The organism is Streptomyces sp. NPDC045846, assembly GCF_056431605.1.
Window position 1 is genome coordinate 675428 of record NZ_JBWKKJ010000002.1, and the last position, 19277, is coordinate 694704.

Sequence of the window (19277 nt, forward strand, 5' to 3'; positions counted from 1 at the left end):
GCGGCACGAAACACGTCACGGAATTCGCTTGCTTGGAGTGCACTCCAAGGTTCTAGCGTGGAGGTCATGACGGTGATCGACAGCACGGCGGTGAAGGTGGCGGCGCGGGTCCGGCGGGGCCTCTGCGCGACGGAGCCGCCCCACCCGCGCCCCGACGGCCAGGACCGCTACACGATCAGCGAGGTCGTGGCGTGCACCGGGCTCACCGCGCACACCCTGCGCTGGTACGAGCGGATCGGTCTCATGCCGCACGTCGACCGCTCGCACACCGGGCAGCGCCGGTTCAGCAACAAGGACCTGGACTGGCTCGCCTTCGTCGGCAAGCTCCGGCTGACCGGCATGCCGGTCGCCGACATGGTCCGCTACGCCGAGCTCGTCCGCGAGGGGGAGCAGACCTTCGAGGCGCGCCAGGAGCTCCTGGAGCAGACCCGGCGCGACGTCATCGCGCGCATGGCGGAGCTCCAGGACACGCTCGCCGTACTCGACTACAAGATCGACTTTTACGCGGGCGCCCGCAGGGCGTCCGAAGCGGACGCCTCCCCGGCGTCGGAAAGGGCCTGAACCCCCATGAGCAACAGCCCCCTTGAGAAGATCAGCACCGTACGGCTCGGCACCGAAGGACCGGAGATCGGCGTCCAGGGCTTCGGCGCCATGGGCATCAGCGAGTTCTACGGCGACACCGACGAGAGTGCCGCCCGCGACACCCTGGAGGCCACCGTCGAGGCCGGTGTCACGCTCATCGACACCGCCGACGTGTACGGCTCCGGCGCCAACGAGGAGTTCCTCGCCCCGTTCCTCGCCGCGCACCGCGACGAGGTGACCCTGGCCACCAAGTTCGCCATCGAGCGCCGCGCGGACGACCCGCACCACCGGGGCATCAACAACAGCCCCGCCTACATCAGGAAGGCCGTCGAGGCGAGCCTGCGCCGCCTGGACATCGAGGTCATCGACCTCTACTACATGCACCGCCGCGACCCGCAGGTGCCGCTCGCCGAGTCGGTCGGCGCGATGGCCGAGCTGGTCCGCGAGGGCAAGGTCAGGCACCTGGGCCTGAGCGAGGTCACCGGCGCCGAGCTGCGCGAGGCCCACGCCGTGCACCCGATCGCCGCCCTCCAGTCGGAGTGGTCGGTCTTCAGCCGCGACGTCGAGCGCAGCGCCGTACCGGCCGCCGCCGAGCTCGGCGTGACGTTCGTGCCGTACTCGCCGCTCGGCCGCGGCTTCCTCACCGGGGCGTTCGCGGACGCGGGCAAGGACCTGTCCGGCGGCGACTTCCGCCGGTTCCAGCCCCGATTCACCGGGGACAACGCCGTGACCAACGCGGCCCTCCTGGAGCCCCTGCACAAGATCGCCGCCGCGCACGGCGCGACGACCGCGCAGATCGCGCTCGCCTGGGTCCAGCAGCGGGCCCAGGTGCACGGCCTGACCGTCGTCCCGATCCCGGGCACCCGCAAGCGCAGCCGCCTCCTGGAGAACACCGGGGCGACGCGCATCACGCTGAGCGCCGAGGAACTGGCGCTTTTGGAGCCCATCGCCGGGCAGGTCGCGGGCGACCGCTACCCGGACATGTCGTCCACCTCGGCGGCCCGCGAGCAGTAGGCCGCGCGAGCGGTACGTCACGCGAGCCCCAGGGCGAACACCGCGAAGCCCGCCGCGAGCAGCCCCGCCGCTGCCCGGCGGGCCTTCGTCGCCCCGGCCCAGGGGGCCTCGAAGCCCCGCGCGTAGCGGGCGATCACCACGAGCAGCACCGCGAACACCGGCATCCAGGCGAGCCGTTCACCGATCCAGGCCAGGGTGTCGGGCGCGGTGGTCAGGCCCGGCACCCGCCCCGCGAAGGAGGCCGGTACGGCGGCCGCGAGCATCGCCGTCTGGTGCCAGCACAGGATGGTCATCGCGGACAGGTTGACGACCACGACCGGCGCCCACAGCGCGGGCCGCCTCAGCCGGTCGGCGATCCGGTCCCGCAGCAGGATCGCGGCGCCGGACTGCGCCGCGGCGAGCGCGAGCACCAGCAGCGACGGCGGATGCGAGTTCGTCCGCGCCTCGCCGGGCACGCCGACCATGGACTCCGGGTAGTGGAACAGGACGAGCAGCGCGGCGAACAGCACCGTCCCGCCGCCGAGCAGCAGCCACGCGCCCCTGCGGCCGATCCTCTTCTCGCCCCAGGAGACGCCGAGTTGGTACGCGAACATCCAGCCCGGCAGGATGTTGACCAGCGAGAGCCAGGACGGCACGGCATCGGCGTACGGCCCGTAGCGCAGGAAGTCCACGAGGGCGACGACGCCGATCAGGGGCGCCGCGGCCCACCCGCCGAGCCGCCGCGCCGCCCGCACGCAGTACGGCGTGAGCGCGGTGACGGCGACGTACACGCCGACGAACCACAGGGGCTGGATCACCAGCGTCGACCCGGTGCGCAGCGTGTCGTGCGGGACGCCGAGGGCGTACAGGACGGGGATCATCGCGGCCCAGACGGCGGTGACGCCGAGCACGGGCCGCCCGAGCCGGGCGATCCGCCCCTTCAGCCACTGGCCGGTCGACCCCTTCCTGCGGTGGAAGGACAGCACCGAGGCGTAGCCGCCGACCAGGAAGAAGATCCCGAGCAGTTGCAGGATCCAACTGGCCGGGGCGAACGCGGCGAAGGAGGACAGCGGGCTCGCGTTGTGCAGCGCGCCCGCGTCGTCGCGGGTGAAGCCGCCGAGCAGCCAGTGCCCGGTCGGCACGGCGAGCAGCGCGAGGGCGCGCAGCCCGTCGATCGCGCGGTCGCGGTGGGCGGGGGTGCGTCGCTCGATGTCCGCGACGGCCTGGGCGAGCGCACTCATCGGGCCTCTCCTGTGGCGATGGCGGCGAACGCCGCGAGGGATCGGGTGCCGGGGGCGAAGTAGCCGGTGTGACCCCGGGCGTCCCCGGCGGGCACCCGGCGCGCGCCGAAGGACGGGTCGGTGGGGTCGGCGCCGTGGCCGAGCCCCGCGAACTCGACGTGCGGTACGTCGTCGATCCAGTCGGAGGGGTCCTTCGCGGCCCATACGCGGGCCTCGGTGTCCAGGTCGGCAACGGTGTCGGCGCGCATGCCGGGGGAGCCGAGCGCCACGATGTCCGAGGCGTCGGTGTCCCGGGCCGCGAGCCCGCACACGACCGATCCGTAGCTGTGGCAGAACAGCGCCGGGTCGGGCGCGCCGACCGCGTCGAGCCCCTCGGTGAGCCGGGTCAGCCGCTCGGCCCCGGCCTCGGCGAGCTTCCCGGTGGCGGCGTCGAGGCCCACGCCGACCGGGGTGGTGTACCCGGCCCACGCGATCACGGCGGTCGCGTCGCGGGTCGCGCCCCGCAGCGCCGAGGCCATGCCGGCGGGGGTGCCGTACGGGTCGGTCGGGCGGTCGAAGGTGCCCGCGTCGATGTCGGACCCGGGCACGACGACGGCCACATGGGCGGCCCGGTCCAACTCGCCGTACACCTGCGCCACTTGACCGCGTCCGCGCGGATCGAAGGCGAGGATCTGGCGACCTGGCTCGGCGAGCCGCGCGAAGCGGGGGTCGTGGGTGTCGGCCACGGCGCGCCGGTTGGCCTCGTACCGCAGGTGTACGGGGGCGCCGTCCAGGTTTCCGACGACCTCGGGGTGCCGGCGGGCCAGGGTCTGCCGCTCCCGCTCGCTCAACCCCGCGAAGAACAGGGCGACTTCGCGGGGTGTCGCGCTCGCCGGGTCGGGCAGGGGGCGCCCGAGCACGGTGTCCGCCCGCCACGCCGCGGAGCCGGGCGGCGGCCCCGTGACGGCCTGCTGCGCGCCGGCCGTCGCCCACCCCGCCGTTCCCGCGACGACCGTGACGGTCAACGCGGAAGCGATCAACGCCCTTCTGAACCGGCGCATGCGATTCCCTCTCCTCGTCCTTGTCCCTCGACGAGGGGGAAGGTAGGGAGGAGGTGGGGCGCGGGGCGTCACCCCGGGGGGCCAGGTGGGAGGTGCTACCTGGGTAGGGGGTGGGTGAGCCGGGGACGGCCGAAGGCCACTCTTCCCCACCCCGCCCCTTCCCGAGACCCTCCGGGGGTTGAAGGACCCTGGGGGCTTCGCCCCCAGACCCCCGTTCGCGCCTGAACGGCGCTCGTCCTCAAACGCCGGACGGGCTGAAGATGCTGACGCTGACCAGCACCAGTGCTGTTAGGGGCGCGGGGAACTGCGCGAGAAGCGAGCACGGTCCGCAGCTGAGCGTGATCCCCCGGAGGCCACGCGGCGGAGCCGCAGAGTGTCACAGCGGGAAGGGGCGGGGTGGGGGCTCTCCGGGGCTGGGGCGGAGCCCCAGGGGGATGGGGCTAGCCGGGGGCGCCCGGGCGGACCACGCCGGATTCGTAGGCGAAGATCACCGCCTGGGCCCGGTCCCGCAGCCCGAGCTTCGCCAACACCCGCCCGATATGCGTCTTCACCGTCTGCTCGGCCAACACGAGCCGCCCCGCGATCTCCTGGTTCGACAACCCCCGCGCGATCAGTTCGAGCACCTCCCTCTCCCGGGGCGTGAGCCCGTGCAGACGCAGCGCCTCCGCCCCCCGCCGCGGAGCCGGCCGCTGCGCCGCGAAGTCCGCGATGAGGCGGCGCGTCACGGACGGGGCGAGCAGCGCCTCGCCCGCCGCGACGACCCGCACCGCCCCGATGAGGTCGGCCGGAGGCGCGTCCTTGAGCAGGAACCCGGACGCCCCGGCGCGCAGCGCCTCGTACACGTAGTCGTCGACGTCGAAGGTGGTCAGCATGAGCACCTTCGGGCGGTGTACGACGCCCGCCGGCGGGTCCAGGATCTCGCGGGCCGCGGCGAGCCCGTCCATCTCCGGCATGCGGACGTCCATGAGGACCACGTCCGGATGGGTCGAGCGGGCCACCCGGACCCCCTCGCGGCCGTCGGGCGCCTCGCCCACCACGTCGATGTCGGCCTGCGCCGAGAGCAGCGCGGCGAACCCCGCCCGCACCATGGCCTGGTCGTCGACGATGATCACGCGGATGGTCAACTGGTGTCCTCAGAGGGGGAGTTCGGGTGCGGATGCGGGGTCGAGGGGCAGCCGTGCGGCCACCCGGAAGCCGCCGTCCGGCAGCGGCCCGGTGTCCAGCGACCCGCCGGTCAACCGTACGCGTTCGCGCATGCCGACCAGGCCGTGACCGGTGCCGGACCCCTCCAGCGGCGAAGTGCGGCCCGCCGCCGGGCCGTTGACGACGACCACCGTCAGGTGCCGGCCGTCACCCGTGACGGAGACGCGGGTGGTGGCGCCCGGCGCGTGCCGCACGACGTTGGCGAGCGCCTCCTGCACGATCCGGTACGCCGACAGATCGACCGCGGGCGGCAGCGCGGGCAGCTCCGCGGAGAGCGAGAGCCGGACCGGCAGCCCCGCGCGTACGGTCGCCTCGACGAGCTGCTGAAGGCGGTCCACGCCGGGCTGGGGCGCGCGCTCGCCGCCCTCGCCGCTGCCGTCGCTGCGCAGCACCGCGAGCAGTCGGCGCATCTCGCTGAGCGACTCCCGGGCGCTGGACGCGATGGACTCGAACTCCCCGCGGGCCGCGTCGTCGAGTCCGGTCAGCCGGTAGGGCGCCGAGTCGGCCTGCACGGTGATCACCGACATGTGGTGGGCCACCACGTCGTGCAGCTCGCGCGCGATCCGGGCGCGTTCCTCCAGGAGGGTGCGCTGGGCGCGCTCGGCCTCGCTGATGGTCTCCTGCTCGGCGACCCGCCGCTCGGCCTCCGCGCGGGTGCGTACCGCGCCCGCGAAGGCCAGCACCACGCCGGAGAGCACGAACAGCAGGACGTAGGTGCTGCTGGAGCCGTGCGGCGGGAAGGCGCCCAGCGCCACACTGGCCGCGCCCGTCACCAGCCACACCACGACGAGCGTGCGGGTCGTCTCGCGCAGCCCGAGACAGACCATGAGGACCAGGTGGCCGACGATCACCGTCGGCGTCCACGGCCAGGAGCGCCCGGTCGTCTCGCCGTGGAACAGCACCAGCGCGCCGAGCACGTCGGCGCCGAAGACGATCAGCCAGGCCGGAAGCGGGCGGGTCACGGCGAGCAGCAGCGGCACCGTCTGGGCCACCCCGAGCGCCCCGGCCCAGCCGCCGCCCAGCCGGTAGTCGTTGGCGAGCACGGCGATGGTGACCGGCAGCAGCACCAGCACGAAGACGCCGGTGACGACGTACGGACTCCACCGCTGCCAGCGCTTGGGCGCCTGCCAGAACAGGGGCCGGGCGGCTTCGGCGGGGGGCCGCAACAGGGCGAGGGCCCTTCGGGAGGCGGGTGCGATCTTCATGGCCCGGCCAGCGTAGGCAGGATCGGGCCGCGAGGCGTCATACCGGGGTGCCAGCCGGGTCTCGCACCTGGGTATCGGTCCGGCGGCGCCGCGCCCGCTACAGCTCGGCCAGCAGCTCCGCCTTCTTGGCGCTGAACTCGTCGTCGGTGACCAGTCCCGCCTGGTGCAGGTCGCCGAGGTGGCGGATCCTTTCCGCGATGTCGGCGGGATCGCGCCGCCCCGCCGCGACCGGGACCGGCTGGTGCGGGATGGAGACCCCGGCCGTGCCGCGTACCGCCGCGAGGACCGCCGCCGCGAACGGCAGCGACTCGTGCACCGGGCCGTAGCCGAGGCCGAAGACCACGGCCGCCGGGTCGAGGTCGGCCGGGGCGGCGTCGTCGCCCTCGCGGCGCAGCAGGCGCAGGTAGCCGTTGAAGGCCTCGGGGGAGCGCCACTCGACGCCGCTCAGCGCGGCCAGCGGAAAGGTCTGGTCGCCGGCCTTCCACTTCTCCGAGGACGCGCCCGTCCAGAACCAGCGGAAGGTGACCTGGTGCCCGTCGAAGGCGGCCTTGGCGTCGTACGCCTTGAAGTTCAGCGGGGCCTCGGGGGCCGCCACCAGATGGCGGTCGGCGGGTTGCGAGGCGAGCGGTACCAGGGCGTCGCGCAGTTCGTCCGCGTAGTACTCGGCGAGCGTCTCGCGCTCGGCCGGAAGCACCAGGCGGTAGGGGTCGCAGGACTCCTTCAGCTGACCCGCCGCGACGTCCATCAGTGGATCGGCGCCCGGTCTCGGCACCGCGTGCAGCACCACCGTGCCGCGTTTGCCCTGGGACAGCGTCACCGACTCCAACGCCTCGTAGGGGATGCGTCGTTCGCGCAGCGCCTGGAACAGCTTCGGCGCGCGGATCCCCCGTTCGAAGCGGATGAGCACGGAGTCGGACCCGAACTCCCAGGTGGCATGAATTCCGGCCAGCACATCACCCATGCGCCTCATCGTAGGCGGCGCACGCCCGCGCGTCCCCCCTCGGAGGGAACCCCGTCCGGGAGCGGCTGCTCCGGCGATCACGCGGCGTCTACGCGTGTCAGCCCGCCGGAGTCTGCGTCAAGCCGCCGACCGATCGGAAATTCCGCTGCCGCACACGGCGCTGCCGTCGGCACAGCCGACCGTCTGGTATGCGCCAACTCCGATGGCCGCGAAGTTGGCGAGGCTCTTGGTGCCCGGCTCGAAATAACCGGTGTGGCCGATGGCCCCGGCCGCCGAGAGCACCCGCGCGCCGAAGGCCGCCGAGACCGGGTCGGCGCCGTGGCCGAGGCCCGCGACGTCGAGGTACGGCACGTCCTGGATCCAGTCGTCCCTGTCCCGCATGGCCCAGACCCGCGCCGAGGTGTCCAGCTGGGCGGCGTTGCGCACCCGCATGCCGGGGCTGCCGGCCACCGCGATGTCGCTGACCCGGCGCGGCAGTTCGCGCGTGGAGACCCCGCACACCACCGAGCCGTAGCTGTGGCAGAACAGCTCGACCGAGGAGCTGCCGGGCAGCGCGCGCACCATGGCGGACAGCCGTACGGCACCGTCCTCGGCCAGTTTGCCGATGGCCGCATCCATGCCGAGCCCGGCGGGCGCGGTGTAGTCGGCCCAGGCGATCACGGCGGTCCGGGTGTCCGGGGCGGCCGCCCGCTCGGCCGCGTACAGCGACTCGGCCATGCCGACCGGGGCGGTGTTCTTGCGGTTGGACTTCTCGAAGGTCAGGACGTCGGTGTCGACTCCGGGCACGATCACCGACACCCGCTGGGCGTGGTCCAGATCACCGAAGACCTCCGCGACCCGGCCGGTGTCGGAGGGGTCGAAGGCGAGGATCTGGCGGCCGTCGTCGAGCAGGGACTCGAACCGGTGCATCCGGCGGCCCGCGTCCAGGCGGCCGTCGGCGGTGAGCCGGGTGTCGACCATGCGTTTCCCCTCGACCGCGCGGGCCTCGCCGAGCGCCACCCGGTTGGCCTGATAGCGCAGGGGCACGGGGGCGCCGTTCATGTTGCCCACGACCAGCGGATAGCGGTCGGCGAGCTCGCCCCGCTGGGAGGCGGTGAGCGAGCCGAAGAAGTGCGCGAGCTGCTGGGGGGCGGAGTCCGCCTTGGGCAGCTTGTGGCCGTCCAGGGTGCCCCGGGCCCAGGCGGCCAGGGATGCCGCGCGCGGCTCGGAGTCGGCCGCGTGGCCGCGGATCGCCGTCCAGCCGGAGGTCGCGAGCATGACGAACACGACGGCGAGCGCGAGCAGCGCGCGCCAGACGTTGAGCGTGGGGGAGGAGTCGAAGGAAGTCACTGCGGACCACAGTAGGAGACCCTGGAGGTCCACTGGGCTGACAGTGACTCAGATCACGTTTGAGCGGGGAGTGGTCTCACGAAGAGCGCGCGCGGGCGCACGCTCCGTGCGGCCCGGACACGGTCGGGCGCGGTTCGGACACGCATCCGGAGCGGGTCCCGGTGTGCGGTCTCCGGCCTCGCCGCGCCCCGGCGGGCCGCCCGGCCCGCAGGCGCCCCGGTGCGCCCCCGTCGGACCCGGCGCCCTCGGCGTGGCTCACTCGCGCCAGTCGTCGGCCAGGGCGGGGCCGAGGTGGTCCAGGTAGTTCGCGGTCAGGTCGCGGATCGCGGCCACGCTCGGGTCCTTGCGCTGCCCCCACTGGCCGCCCGCCACCCGCATCACGCCGGTGAAGGCCGCCACCGCCACCCGGGGCCGCGGGTCGGCGTCCACGTCGAGGCCCTCGCGCTCGGCGATGAGCCGCGCGACCTGCTCCTCCAGCTCCGCCGAGCGGCGCAGATGAACGGCGAGCAGCGCCGGTGTCGACTCGATCACCTGGTACGTCCGCATGTAGAGGGCGACCGGCACCACGGGGGACAGGAGCTCCTCGATGGTGTCCCAGGCCGACAGCGCGGCCCTGCGCATGGCGGTGAACGGGCCCTCGGCGGGCGGCCGTTCGCGCAGCGCGTCCACGAAGTGCGACTCGATGGTGTCCTGGGCCGCGAAGACCACGGCCTCCTTGTTGGCGAAGTAGCGGAAGAAGGTGCGCTGCGACACGTCGACCGCGTCCGCGATCTCGTCCACGGTCGTCTGCTCGTACCCCTTGGTGGTGAACAGCTCCAGGGCCACCCGCAGCAGCGCGTCGCGGGTGCGCTGCTTCTTCCGCTCGCGCAGTCCGCCGACCGGCGCCATCGGGCGCTGCTCCACCGTCACTTCGAGGACCCTTTTCCCTTTGAGTTCCATCAATTTTCAGTCAATCTGGCGCGTTCAGCTTAGCTGTGAGCGACGTGACAGCCACCGACTTGTGAAATGGTTTGTCAACTGTCAGTAGCTGACATTAGCCTCGATGGCATGACTAGTCAGACCACCGTCGAAAAGGCGCCACAGGACGAGATACCGGCGCCGGTCAGGGGGCTGCGCGGCCACCCCTGGCTGACGCTCTTCGCCGTGGCCATCGGCGTCATGATGGTGGCGCTCGACGGCACCATCGTGGCGATCGCCAACCCCGCCATCCAGAAGGACCTCGGAGCCTCGCTCCAGGACGTCCAATGGATCACCAACGGCTACATGCTGGCCCTGGCCGTCTCCCTGATCACCGCGGGCAAGCTCGGCGACCGGTTCGGGCACCGCCAGACCTTCCTCATCGGCGTCGTCGGCTTCGGCGCCGCCTCGGGTGCCATCGGCCTCTCCCACAGCGTCACCTTCGTCATCGCCTTCCGTGTGCTCCAGGGTCTGTTCGGCGCGCTGTTGATGCCGGCCGCGCTCGGCCTGCTGCGCGCCACCTTCCCGGCCGAGAAGCTGAACATGGCGATCGGCATCTGGGGCATGGTCATCGGCGCCTCCACCGCGGGCGGCCCGATCCTGGGCGGCGTGCTCGTCGAGCACGTCAGCTGGCAGTCCGTCTTCTTCATCAACGTGCCGGTCGGCGCCATCGCGCTCGTCCTCGGCCTGCTGATCCTGCTCGACCACCGCGCGGAGAACGCGCCGAGGTCGTTCGACATCCTCGGCATCGTGCTCCTTTCGGTCGCGATGTTCTGCATGATCTGGGCGCTCATCAAGGGCTCGGAGTACGGCTGGGGCAGCGGCAGGACCCTCGGGTTCATCGCGGCCGCCGTGATCAGCTTCGTCCTCTTCGCCTTCTGGGAGACGAAGGTCAGGGAGCCGCTCATCCCGCTCAGCCTGTTCCGCTCCGTCCCGCTGTCGGCGGGCACGATCCTGATGATCCTGATGGCGTTCGCCTTCATGGGCGGGCTCTTCTTCGTCACCTTCTACCTGCAGAACGTGCACGGCATGTCGGCCGTCGACAGCGGCCTGCACCTGCTGCCGCTCACCGGCATGATGATCGTGGCCTCGCCGATCGCGGGCGTGCTGATCACCAAGCTCGGCCCGCGGGTCCCGCTGGTCGGCGGCATGGTCTGCACGGCCGTCGCCATGTTCGGCATGTCCCGGCTGACCATCGGCACCGGCACCCTGACGATGTCGATCTGGTTCGCCCTCCTCGGCCTGGGGCTCGCCCCGGTCATGGTCGGCGCCACCGAGGTCATCGTGGGCAACGCCCCCATCGAGCTGTCCGGCGTCGCGGGCGGGCTCCAGCAGGCGGGCATGCAGGTCGGCGGCTCGCTCGGCACCGCGGTGCTCGGCGCCGTGATGTCCTCGCAGGTCACCTCCAAGCTCCCGGACAACTGGGCCGCGGCCAAGCTGCCGCCGCTGTCGCCCGAGCAGTCCTCGGGGCTGTCCAAGGCGGTCGAGGTCGGCATGGGCCCGGTCCAGCCGGGCACGCCGCCGGAGATCGCGGCCAAGGTCGCCTCGGTCGCCCATGACACGTTCGTGTCGGGCATGAGCACCGCCTTCACCGTCGCCGGGATCGTCGCGGTGCTGGCCGCCGCGGTCGCCCTGTTCACCAAGCGCGGCGAGAACGCACCGGCGGGCGCGGGCGCGGGTCACATCTGATCCCGTCAACTCCCGTACGCGACAGCCCTGTCGGGCCACCCGGCAGGGCTGTCGCGTACGCCGAGCGACGCCGCCCGCCCCAAGTCCCGCATCGGATAAGGGCGTTCGGGGTGTGGGAGCGCGGATGCGTGGTACACGACTCCTTGAGGCCGAGCCGACCAACCCCAGGGAGTGATGATGGCGGGCTTCGGACACAGCACGCGTATGCGCAGGACCCCCCGGTCACGGAACCGCATGTGGCCCCGGACCGGGCCGGACCGCGCGACGCTCGGCATCGTCGGACTGGTCTGCGCGGTCGCGGGGTTCTTCGTCCTCGGGATCGTGCTCGGCCCGGTCGCGATCGCCTGCGGCTGGCTGGGCATGGGGCGCCGCTGGAACGGCGCACACCCACTGCCCGCCCTGGTGGCCCTGGTCCTGGGCGCCATCGACACCCTGCTGGCCATCATCTGGCTGATAGGGGCGGCAAGCCTGGGCAACGGAGTCTTCTGACCCAGCCGCGAACCCCGGAAGGGGCGGGTCCCTGTGGGGGACCCGCCCCTTCTGAATGCGTACAGGCCCACCTGCAAGGGGCGCGGGGAACTGCGCGATCAGGCGGGCGGCTGGGGTCATCTACAGGGGCCGCACGGAAGCGCGCGCCGCCGATGCGACTCGGGCCCGCCTACAGGGGGCGCGGGGAACTGCGCGACCGGCCAGGCGGCTGGGGTCATCTACAGGGGACGGGCGGAAGCGCGCGCCGCCGGTGCGACTCGGGCCCACCTACAGGGGGCGCGGGGAACTGCGCGACCGGGCAGGCGGCTGGGGTCATCTACAGGGGACGGGCGGAAGCGCGCGCCGCCGATGCGACTCGGGCCCACCTACAGGGGGCGCGGGGAACTGCGCGATCAGCCACGTCGGACGGTCAGCCGAACCATCCGCACAGCACGCGAACGCACACAATCCCGTACAGGCCCGGGAGGGCCGGGGCCCCGGGGGCCAGAGCCCGGGAAGCCAGGGGCCGCAGGCCCGAGAAGTGACGGGGGCCGGGGGGAAGAACCCCGCCGCACCCATCACCCCCCGAGCCCCCAAACCAGCGGACGCGGCCTACGCGTCGCCCCCCGCCGCCCCGGGATCGGCCGCCGTGACATCCAGCAACCGGTACCGGTCGACCGCCTGCTTCAACGCCGACCGGTCGACCTTGCCCTCGCGGGCCAGCTCTGTGAGGACCGCCAGCACGATGGACTGCGCGTCGATGTGGAAGAAGCGCCGCGCCGCACCCCGCGTGTCCGCGAAGCCGAACCCGTCCGCGCCCAGCGACTGGTACGTGCCCGGCACCCAGCGTGCGATCTGGTCCGGAACGGCCCGCATCCAGTCGGAGACGGCCACGAACGGACCCTGCGCGCCCTGGAGCTTGCGCGTGACGTAGGGGACGCGCTGCTCCTCCTCGGGGTGCAGCAGGTTGTGCTCCTCCACCTCGACGGCCTCGCGGCGCAGCTCGTTCCAGGAGGTGGCGGACCAGACGTCGGCCCGTACGTTCCACTCCTCGGCGAGGATGCGCTGGGCCTCGACGGCCCACGGCACGGCCACGCCGGACGCCATGATCTGCGCCGGGATGGAGCCCGAAGTGCCCGCGGCGAAGCGGTGGATGCCCTTGAGGATGCCGTCCACGTCGACGTCCGCCGGCTCGGCCGGGTGCTGGATCGGCTCGTTGTAGACGGTGAGGTAGTAGAAGACGTCCTCGCTGTCCGGGCCGTACATCCGGCGCAGGCCGTCCTGCACGATGTGCGCGATCTCGTAGCCGAACGCCGGGTCGTAGGCGACACAGGCCGGGTTGGTCGAGGCGAGCAACTGCGAGTGGCCGTCGGCGTGTTGCAGACCTTCACCGGTCAGCGTCGTACGCCCGGCGGTCGCGCCGAGCACGAATCCGCGCGCCAACTGGTCGGCCATCTGCCAGAACTGGTCGCCGGTGCGCTGGAAACCGAACATCGAGTAGAAGACGTATACCGGGATCAACGGCTCGCAGTGCGTGGCGTACGCCGACCCCGCGGCGATCAGCGAGGCCGTGCAGCCCGCCTCGGAGATGCCGTCGTGCAGCATCTGCCCGGTCGGCGACTCCTTGTAGGCGAGCAGCAGTTCGCGGTCGACCGCCTCGTACTGCTGGCCCAGCGGGTTGTAGATCTTGGCGCTCGGGAAGAACGCGTCCATGCCGAAGGTGCGGTACTCGTCGGGGGCGATCAGCACGAAGCGCTTGCCGATCTCCTTGTCCCGCATCAGGTCCTTCAGGATGCGGACGAACGCCATCGTGGTGGCGATCGACTGGTGGCCCGAGCCCTTCTTGGCGACCGCGTACGTCTTGTCCTCCGGCAGGGCCAGCGGCTTCGAGCGCACCACACGGGTCGGCACGTAGCCGCCGAGCCCGAGCCGGCGGTCGTGCATGTACTGGATCTCCTCGGACTTGCGGCCCGGGTGGTAGTACGGCGGCGCGCCGGACTCCAGCTCCTTGTCCGTGATCGGGATGTGCAGCCGGTCGCGGAAGCCCTTGAGGTCGTCGACCGTCAGCTTCTTCATCTGGTGGGTCGCGTTGCGGCCCTCGAAGTTCGGGCCGAGCGTCCAGCCCTTGACGGTGTGCGCCAGGATCACGGTCGGCTGGCCCTTGTGCGCCTTGGCCGCCGAGAACGCCGCGAAGATCTTCTTGTGGTCGTGGCCGCCGCGCCCGAGGTGCAGGATCTGCTGGTCGGTCATGCCCTCGACCATGGCGCGCAGCCGGTGGTCGTCGCCGAAGAAGTGGTCCCGGATGTAGGCGCCGGTCTCGGTGGCGTACGTCTGGAACTGGCCGTCCGGCGTGGTGTTCATCTTGTTGACCAGGACGCCGTCGCGGTCCTGCGCGAGCAGCGGGTCCCAACTGCGGTCCCAGATCAGCTTGATGACGTTCCATCCGGCGCCGCGGAACTGCGACTCCAGCTCCTGGATGATCTTGCCGTTGCCGCGCACCGGCCCGTCGAGGCGCTGGAGGTTGCAGTTGACGACGAACGTCAGGTTGTCCAGGTTCTCGCGCGCCGCGATGGACAGCTGGCCGAGCGACTCGGGCTCGTCCATCTCGCCGTCGCCGAGGAACGCCCACACGTGCGAGTTGGACGTGTCGGCGATGCCGCGCGCCTCCATGTAGCGGTTCATCCGCGCCTGGTAGATCGCGCCGAGCGGGCCGAGACCCATCGAGACGGTCGGGAACTCCCAGAAGTCCGGCATGAGCCGGGGGTGCGGATACGAGGAGAGCCCGTACGGCGCCTTCGACTTCTCCTGCCGGAACGCGTCGAGCTGCTGCTCGCTGAGGCGGTCGAGCAGATAGGCGCGGGCGTAGATGCCGGGCGAGGCGTGGCCCTGGAAGAAGATCTGGTCGCCGCCGTCCTCCTCCTTGCCGCGGAAGAAGTGGTTGAAGCCCACGTCGTACAGCGAGGCGGAGGAAGCGAAGGTGGCGATGTGGCCGCCGACGCCGATGCCCGGGCGCTGGGCCCGGGAGACCATCACGGCCGCGTTCCAGCGGGTCGCGTTGAGGACCTTGCGCTCGATCTCCTCGTTGCCGGGGAAGAACGGCTCGTCCTTGGTGGCGATCGTGTTGACGTAGTCCGAGCTGCGCATCTCGGGCACGGCCACGCGCTTCTCGCGGGCCCGCTCGATCAGCCGGAGCATCAGATAGCGGGCTCGTTCCCGGCCGCGTTCGTCGACGGCGGCGTCCAGGGAGTCGAGCCACTCCTGGGTCTCTTCGGGATCGAAGTCCGGGACCTGGCTCGGCAGGCCGCCAATGATGATCGGGTTGCGATCGGATCCGGAAGCCACGCTGTTCCTTCACTGTCGGGGGAATGCGGAAGACAGCCAATTCTGCGCCGCATCCCATCGTGTACCGCTGGGGCGCAAACGTCATCTCTACCGAGAGGTAACCGTCACCGGAGCAGGAAGTAGGCTCAGGGCCTGGACGGGTCGGGCCAAATCGCAACCTTACGCTCAACCCGGCCATCCGTTCCCGAAGGGTGTTCGGGCCCGATTGGAGTACCCGAAGGAACACAACGGAGCAAACGGTCACCAAAGGTGTGGGATGAATCACCGGCGGGGATGCGGATGTCCCTGAACACGGCCACACTGACCCCCAAAGGGCGGGTTCGGGGGCCGGGTACTTGCGAGATTCGTCCCGCCCGTGTGGACTACGCCCAATGCCACGCGTATGCGCGCGGCTGCAGAACTTACCGAATCAAGATCAGGAGGCAAGCCGTGAGCGCGACCGCGGACCACGCGGAGGAGCGGACCAACCCGGCCGGAAGGCTGGGGTTCGAGCCCGGACAGGTGGTCCAGGAGATCGGTTACGACGAAGACGTCGACCAGGATCTCCGCGAGGGCATCGAGTCCCTGATTGGCCAGGATCTCGTCGATGAGGACTATGACGACGTCGCCGACGTCGTACTGCTGTGGTTCCGCGACGAGGACGGCGACCTTACGGACGCCCTGGTGGACGCCATCGGCCTTCTGGAGGACGGCGGCACGATCTGGCTGCTGAGCCCGAAGACCGGCCGGGACGGATACGTCGAGCCGAGCGACATCAACGACGCCGCGCAGACCGCCGGCCTGTCGCCGGCCAAGAGCGTAAGCGTCGGCAAGGACTGGTCGGGCACCCGCCTGAAGTCCCCCAAGCGCTGATCCTCCTCACGCCCTCAGGGCCCCCTCAGGCACCCGCCTGAGGGGGCCCTGTGCGTGGGCGGGTGCGTAGGGTGGGGTTCACCAGAACGGCCCACTGAAGGGAAGGCGTTTCCATGGCTATCGAGGTCGGCACCAAGGCCCCGGAGTTCGAGCTCAAGGACAACCACGGCAGGACCGTGAGGCTCAGCGACTTCCGCGGTGAGAAGAACGTGGTGCTGCTCTTCTACCCGTTCGCCTTCACCGGCGTGTGCACGGGCGAGCTGTGCGAACTGCGCGACAACCTGCCGAAGTTCGTGAACGACGACACCCAGCTGCTCGCCGTCTCCAACGACTCCATCCACACCCTGCGCGTCTTCGCCGAGCAGGAGGGCCTGGAGTACCCGCTGGTCTCCGACTTCTGGCCGCACGGCGAGGTCAGCCGCGCCTACGGCGTCTTCGACGAGGACAAGGGATGCGCGGTGCGCGGCACCTTCATCATCGACAAGGAGGGCGTGGTCCGCTGGACCGTCGTGAACGCCCTGCCGGACGCGCGCGACCTGAACGAGTACCTCAAGGCGCTCGACACCATCTGACCGCGGCATACCGTCCGGTCCCGGCGGCACGGCCGACACCGCTGACGTTCGGCCGAATCGTCTGTTTGACCCGGGAACCGGTCACTAGGATCCATTCGTTGATCCGATGCCAACGCACGACGGGGACGCTGACCAAGCCGGCCCCTCACACCATTGGGAGGACTCGTGGGAGTCAGCCTCAGCAAGGGCGGCAACGTCTCGCTGACCAAGGCCGCCCCCAACCTGACCGCGGTCATCGTCGGTCTGGGCTGGGACGCACGCACCACCACCGGGGGTGACTTCGACCTGGACGCCAGCGCCCTGCTGACCAACGACCAGGGCAAGGTCACCAACGACTCGAACTTCGTGTTCTTCAACAACCTCAAGAGCCCCGACGGCTCCGTCGAGCACCAGGGTGACAACCTCACCGGTGAGGGCGAGGGCGACGACGAGGTCATCAAGGTGAACCTGGCCGCGGTGCCGGCCGACGTCGCCAAGATCGTCTTCCCGGTCTCGATCTACGAGGCCGAGAGCCGCCAGCAGTCCTTCGGCCAGGTGCGCAACGCGTACATCCGCGTCGTGAACCAGGCGGACAACAGCGAGCTGGCCCGGTACGACCTGAGCGAGGACGCCTCGACGGAGACCGCGATGGTCTTCGGCGAGCTGTACCGCAACGGCGCGGAGTGGAAGTTCCGCGCCATCGGCCAGGGCTACGCCTCGGGCCTGCGCGGCATCGCGCAGGACTTCGGCGTCAACGTCTGAGCCGACCGCTCTCTCCGTCCGGCGCCGCACCCCTTCCGGTGCGGCGCCGGATGTGCTCACCAGCTGTTCCACTTCTCGGGGAGGACACGAACATGGGCGTCACGCTCGCCAAGGGAGGCAATGTCTCCCTCTCCAAGGCCGCACCGAACCTCACGCAGGTGCTCGTCGGTCTCGGCTGGGACGCGCGCTCCACCACCGGAGCCGACTTCGACCTCGACGCCAGCGCCCTGCTGTGCGCGAACGGGCGGGTGCTCGGCGACGAGTACTTCGTCTTCTACAACAACCTCAAGAGCCCCGAGGGGTCGGTCGAGCACACCGGGGACAACCTGACCGGCGAGGGCGAGGGCGACGACGAGTCGCTCATCGTCGACCTGACGAAGGTGCCCGCCGCCTGCGACAAGATCGTCTTCCCGGTCTCGATCCACGACGCGGACAACCGCGGCCAGACCTTCGGCCAGGTGGCCAACGCGTTCATCCGCGTCGTCAACCAGGCCGACGGCCAGGAGCTCGCCCGGTACGACCTCAGCGAGGATGCCTCGACGGAGACCGCGATGATCTTCGGCGAGCTGTACCGGTACAGCGGCGAGTGGAAGTTCCGTGCTGTTGGTCAGGGGTACGCATCGGGACTGCGGGGCATCGCTCTAGACTTCGGGGTCAACGTCTCCTAAAGAGATCGCCCGGTTGCGTTCAAGTCGAGTGCCGTCGGGGGCGGTCCCTGCCGGGGGCCCGGGGGCGCTCCCCGGGGAGACAGCAGCGTCAAGCCGTGCGCGGTGCGGGGGGACACCCGCTCTACGTGGGGTCGGCCCGCTCTACACGATGGGGAAGTCAGTGCTCCTGAAAACCTTCGGCTGGTCGTTCGCGATCACCGCGATCGGCCTGGCCCTGGCCGTGCTCTACGACGGCTGGACCGCCTTCGGGGTCGTCGCCATCCTGGCGGTCCTGGAGATCTCGCTGTCCTTCGACAACGCGGTGGTCAACGCCGGGATCCTGAAGAAGATGAACGCCTTCTGGCAGAAGATCTTCCTCACGGTCGGCGTGCTCATCGCCGTCTTCGGCATGCGGCTGCTCTTCCCCGTCGTCATCGTCGCGATCAGCGCCAAGATCGGCCCGGTCGACGCGGTCGACCTGGCGCTGAACGACGCCGACCGCTACCAGCAGCTGGTGACCGACGCGCACCCGTCGATCGCCGCCTTCGGTGGCATGTTCCTGTTGATGATCTTCCTCGACTTCATCTTCGAGGACCGCGACATCAAGTGGCTCGCCTGGCTTGAGCGCCCGCTGGCCAAGCTCGGCAAGATCGACATGCTGTCTGTCTGCATCGCCCTGGTCGTCCTGCTCATCGCCTCCATGACGTTCGCCACCCACGCCCACCAGCACGGCGGCGTCCACGTCGACAAGGCGCAGACCGTCCTGATCTCCGGCATCGCCGGCCTCATCACGTACCTCGTCGTGGGCGGGCTCTCCGGCTTCTTCGAGAACCGCCTCGAAGAGGACGAGGAGCGCGAGCACGAGGCCGAGGAGGAGGCCAAGCGCACCGGCAGCAAGGTTTCCGCCGTCGCCATGGCCGGCAAGGCCGCGTTCTTCATGTTCCTCTACCTGGAGGTCCTGGACGCGTCGTTCTCCTTCGACGGCGTCATCGGCGCCTTCGCGATCACCAACGACATCGTCCTGATGGCGCTCGGCCTCGGCATCGGCGCGATGTACGTCCGGTCGCTCACCGTCTACCTGGTCCGCCAGGGCACCCTGGACGACTACGTGTACCTGGAGCACGGGGCGCACTACGCGATCGGTGCGCTCGCCGTGATCCTCCTGGTCACCATCCAGTACGAGATCAACGAGGTCATCACCGGCCTCGTCGGCGTGGTCCTCATCGCCTGGTCCTTCTGGTCCTCGGTGCGCCGCAACCGGCGGATCGCGGCGGACGGCGGCGAGGATTCCAGCGAACGGGCGGAAGTCGGCTCCGGGGTGTGACCCCGGTGCTTCAGGAGCGCACGCCCCGCGGCGTGTGATCCGCCTTCGATTGAGGAACGCTCTCTGCGGGGCGGTCACGAGGTCCCGGCCTCGCCGGCCGCCCCGCAGTCGCTTGTGTGCGGGGACAGTTC

17 protein-coding genes are annotated in these 19277 nt (G+C 70.9%); 9 read left to right on the top strand and 8 right to left on the bottom strand.

Going from position 1 to position 19277, the window contains the following annotated elements; genetic code table 11:
* Nucleotides 1-66 precede the first annotated feature (66 nt).
* Together AC07F3_RS07940 and AC07F3_RS07945 are read left to right on the top strand one after the other, a co-directional pair.
* On the top strand, nt 67-561 hold the full coding sequence (locus AC07F3_RS07940; protein ID WP_479111532.1) for a MerR family transcriptional regulator: 495 nt from the start codon (nt 67-69) through the stop codon (nt 559-561).
* A 6-nt stretch (nt 562-567) separates the two neighbouring features.
* On the top strand, nt 568-1596 hold the full coding sequence (locus AC07F3_RS07945; RefSeq protein ID WP_479111534.1) for an aldo/keto reductase: 1029 nt from the start codon (nt 568-570) through the stop codon (nt 1594-1596).
* Nucleotides 1597-1613: 17 nt separating this feature from the next.
* Here the strand turns inward: AC07F3_RS07945 and AC07F3_RS07950 are convergent, their stop codons facing one another.
* The 7 genes from AC07F3_RS07950 to AC07F3_RS07980 all read right to left on the bottom strand — a co-directional run bounded on the left by AC07F3_RS07950 (nt 1614) and on the right by AC07F3_RS07980 (nt 9493).
* Nucleotides 1614-2816: an acyltransferase family protein gene (locus AC07F3_RS07950; RefSeq protein ID WP_479111536.1), complete on the bottom strand. Its 1203-nt coding sequence runs from the start codon at nt 2814-2816 to the stop codon at nt 1614-1616.
* On the bottom strand, nt 2813-3856 hold the full coding sequence (locus AC07F3_RS07955; RefSeq protein WP_479111538.1) for an alpha/beta hydrolase: 1044 nt from the start codon (nt 3854-3856) through the stop codon (nt 2813-2815). The genes AC07F3_RS07950 and AC07F3_RS07955 overlap by 4 nt, the downstream gene beginning before the upstream one ends.
* A 440-nt stretch (nt 3857-4296) precedes the next feature.
* The gene (locus AC07F3_RS07960; RefSeq protein ID WP_479111540.1) at nt 4297-4980 is read right to left on the bottom strand and encodes a response regulator; all 684 of its coding nucleotides are present in this window, start codon (nt 4978-4980) and stop codon (nt 4297-4299) included.
* A 9-nt stretch (nt 4981-4989) separates the two neighbouring features.
* On the bottom strand, nt 4990-6264 hold the full coding sequence (locus tag AC07F3_RS07965) for a sensor histidine kinase (RefSeq protein ID WP_479111542.1): 1275 nt from the start codon (nt 6262-6264) through the stop codon (nt 4990-4992).
* Nucleotides 6265-6361: 97 nt separating this feature from the next.
* Entirely contained in the window at nt 6362-7225 is an 864-nt protein-coding gene (locus AC07F3_RS07970; protein WP_479111544.1) for a DUF4429 domain-containing protein, read from the bottom strand.
* Nucleotides 7226-7342: 117 nt separating this feature from the next.
* A complete protein-coding gene (locus AC07F3_RS07975; protein WP_479111546.1) occupies nt 7343-8554 on the bottom strand; it encodes an alpha/beta hydrolase in 1212 nt (403 codons plus the stop codon).
* Between the two features lie 255 nt (nt 8555-8809).
* A complete protein-coding gene (locus AC07F3_RS07980; protein ID WP_479111548.1) occupies nt 8810-9493 on the bottom strand; it encodes a TetR family transcriptional regulator in 684 nt (227 codons plus the stop codon).
* Between the two features lie 108 nt (nt 9494-9601).
* Between AC07F3_RS07980 and AC07F3_RS07985 the strand changes: the two genes are divergently transcribed.
* Both AC07F3_RS07985 and AC07F3_RS07990 read left to right on the top strand, forming a co-directional pair.
* Nucleotides 9602-11200 carry an MFS transporter gene (locus AC07F3_RS07985; protein ID WP_479111550.1) on the top strand — a complete coding sequence of 533 codons (1599 nt, stop codon included), beginning with the start codon at nt 9602-9604 and terminating at the stop codon, nt 11198-11200.
* 174 nt (nt 11201-11374) lie between these two features.
* Complete coding sequence (locus AC07F3_RS07990) at nt 11375-11689, top strand: small hydrophobic protein (protein ID WP_450893287.1); 315 nt, start codon at nt 11375-11377, stop codon at nt 11687-11689.
* A 591-nt stretch (nt 11690-12280) separates the two neighbouring features.
* Here AC07F3_RS07990 and aceE read toward each other — a convergent pair.
* Entirely contained in the window at nt 12281-15010 is a 2730-nt protein-coding gene (aceE, locus tag AC07F3_RS07995; protein ID WP_479111552.1) for a pyruvate dehydrogenase (acetyl-transferring), homodimeric type, read from the bottom strand.
* Nucleotides 15011-15439: 429 nt separating this feature from the next.
* Between aceE and AC07F3_RS08000 the strand changes: the two genes are divergently transcribed.
* The 5 genes from AC07F3_RS08000 to AC07F3_RS08020 all read left to right on the top strand — a co-directional run bounded on the left by AC07F3_RS08000 (nt 15440) and on the right by AC07F3_RS08020 (nt 19146).
* Nucleotides 15440-15862, top strand: coding sequence for a DUF3052 domain-containing protein (locus AC07F3_RS08000; RefSeq protein ID WP_479111554.1), 423 nt, complete (start codon nt 15440-15442; stop codon nt 15860-15862).
* Between the two features lie 113 nt (nt 15863-15975).
* Entirely contained in the window at nt 15976-16434 is a 459-nt protein-coding gene (locus AC07F3_RS08005) for a peroxiredoxin (protein ID WP_479111556.1), read from the top strand.
* 165 nt (nt 16435-16599) lie between these two features.
* Nucleotides 16600-17175: a TerD family protein gene (locus AC07F3_RS08010; protein WP_114035479.1), complete on the top strand. Its 576-nt coding sequence runs from the start codon at nt 16600-16602 to the stop codon at nt 17173-17175.
* Between the two features lie 92 nt (nt 17176-17267).
* Entirely contained in the window at nt 17268-17843 is a 576-nt protein-coding gene (locus AC07F3_RS08015; RefSeq protein ID WP_114035480.1) for a TerD family protein, read from the top strand.
* Between the two features lie 160 nt (nt 17844-18003).
* The gene (locus AC07F3_RS08020) at nt 18004-19146 is read left to right on the top strand and encodes a DUF475 domain-containing protein (RefSeq protein WP_479111559.1); all 1143 of its coding nucleotides are present in this window, start codon (nt 18004-18006) and stop codon (nt 19144-19146) included.
* Nucleotides 19147-19277: the final 131 nt, after the last annotated feature.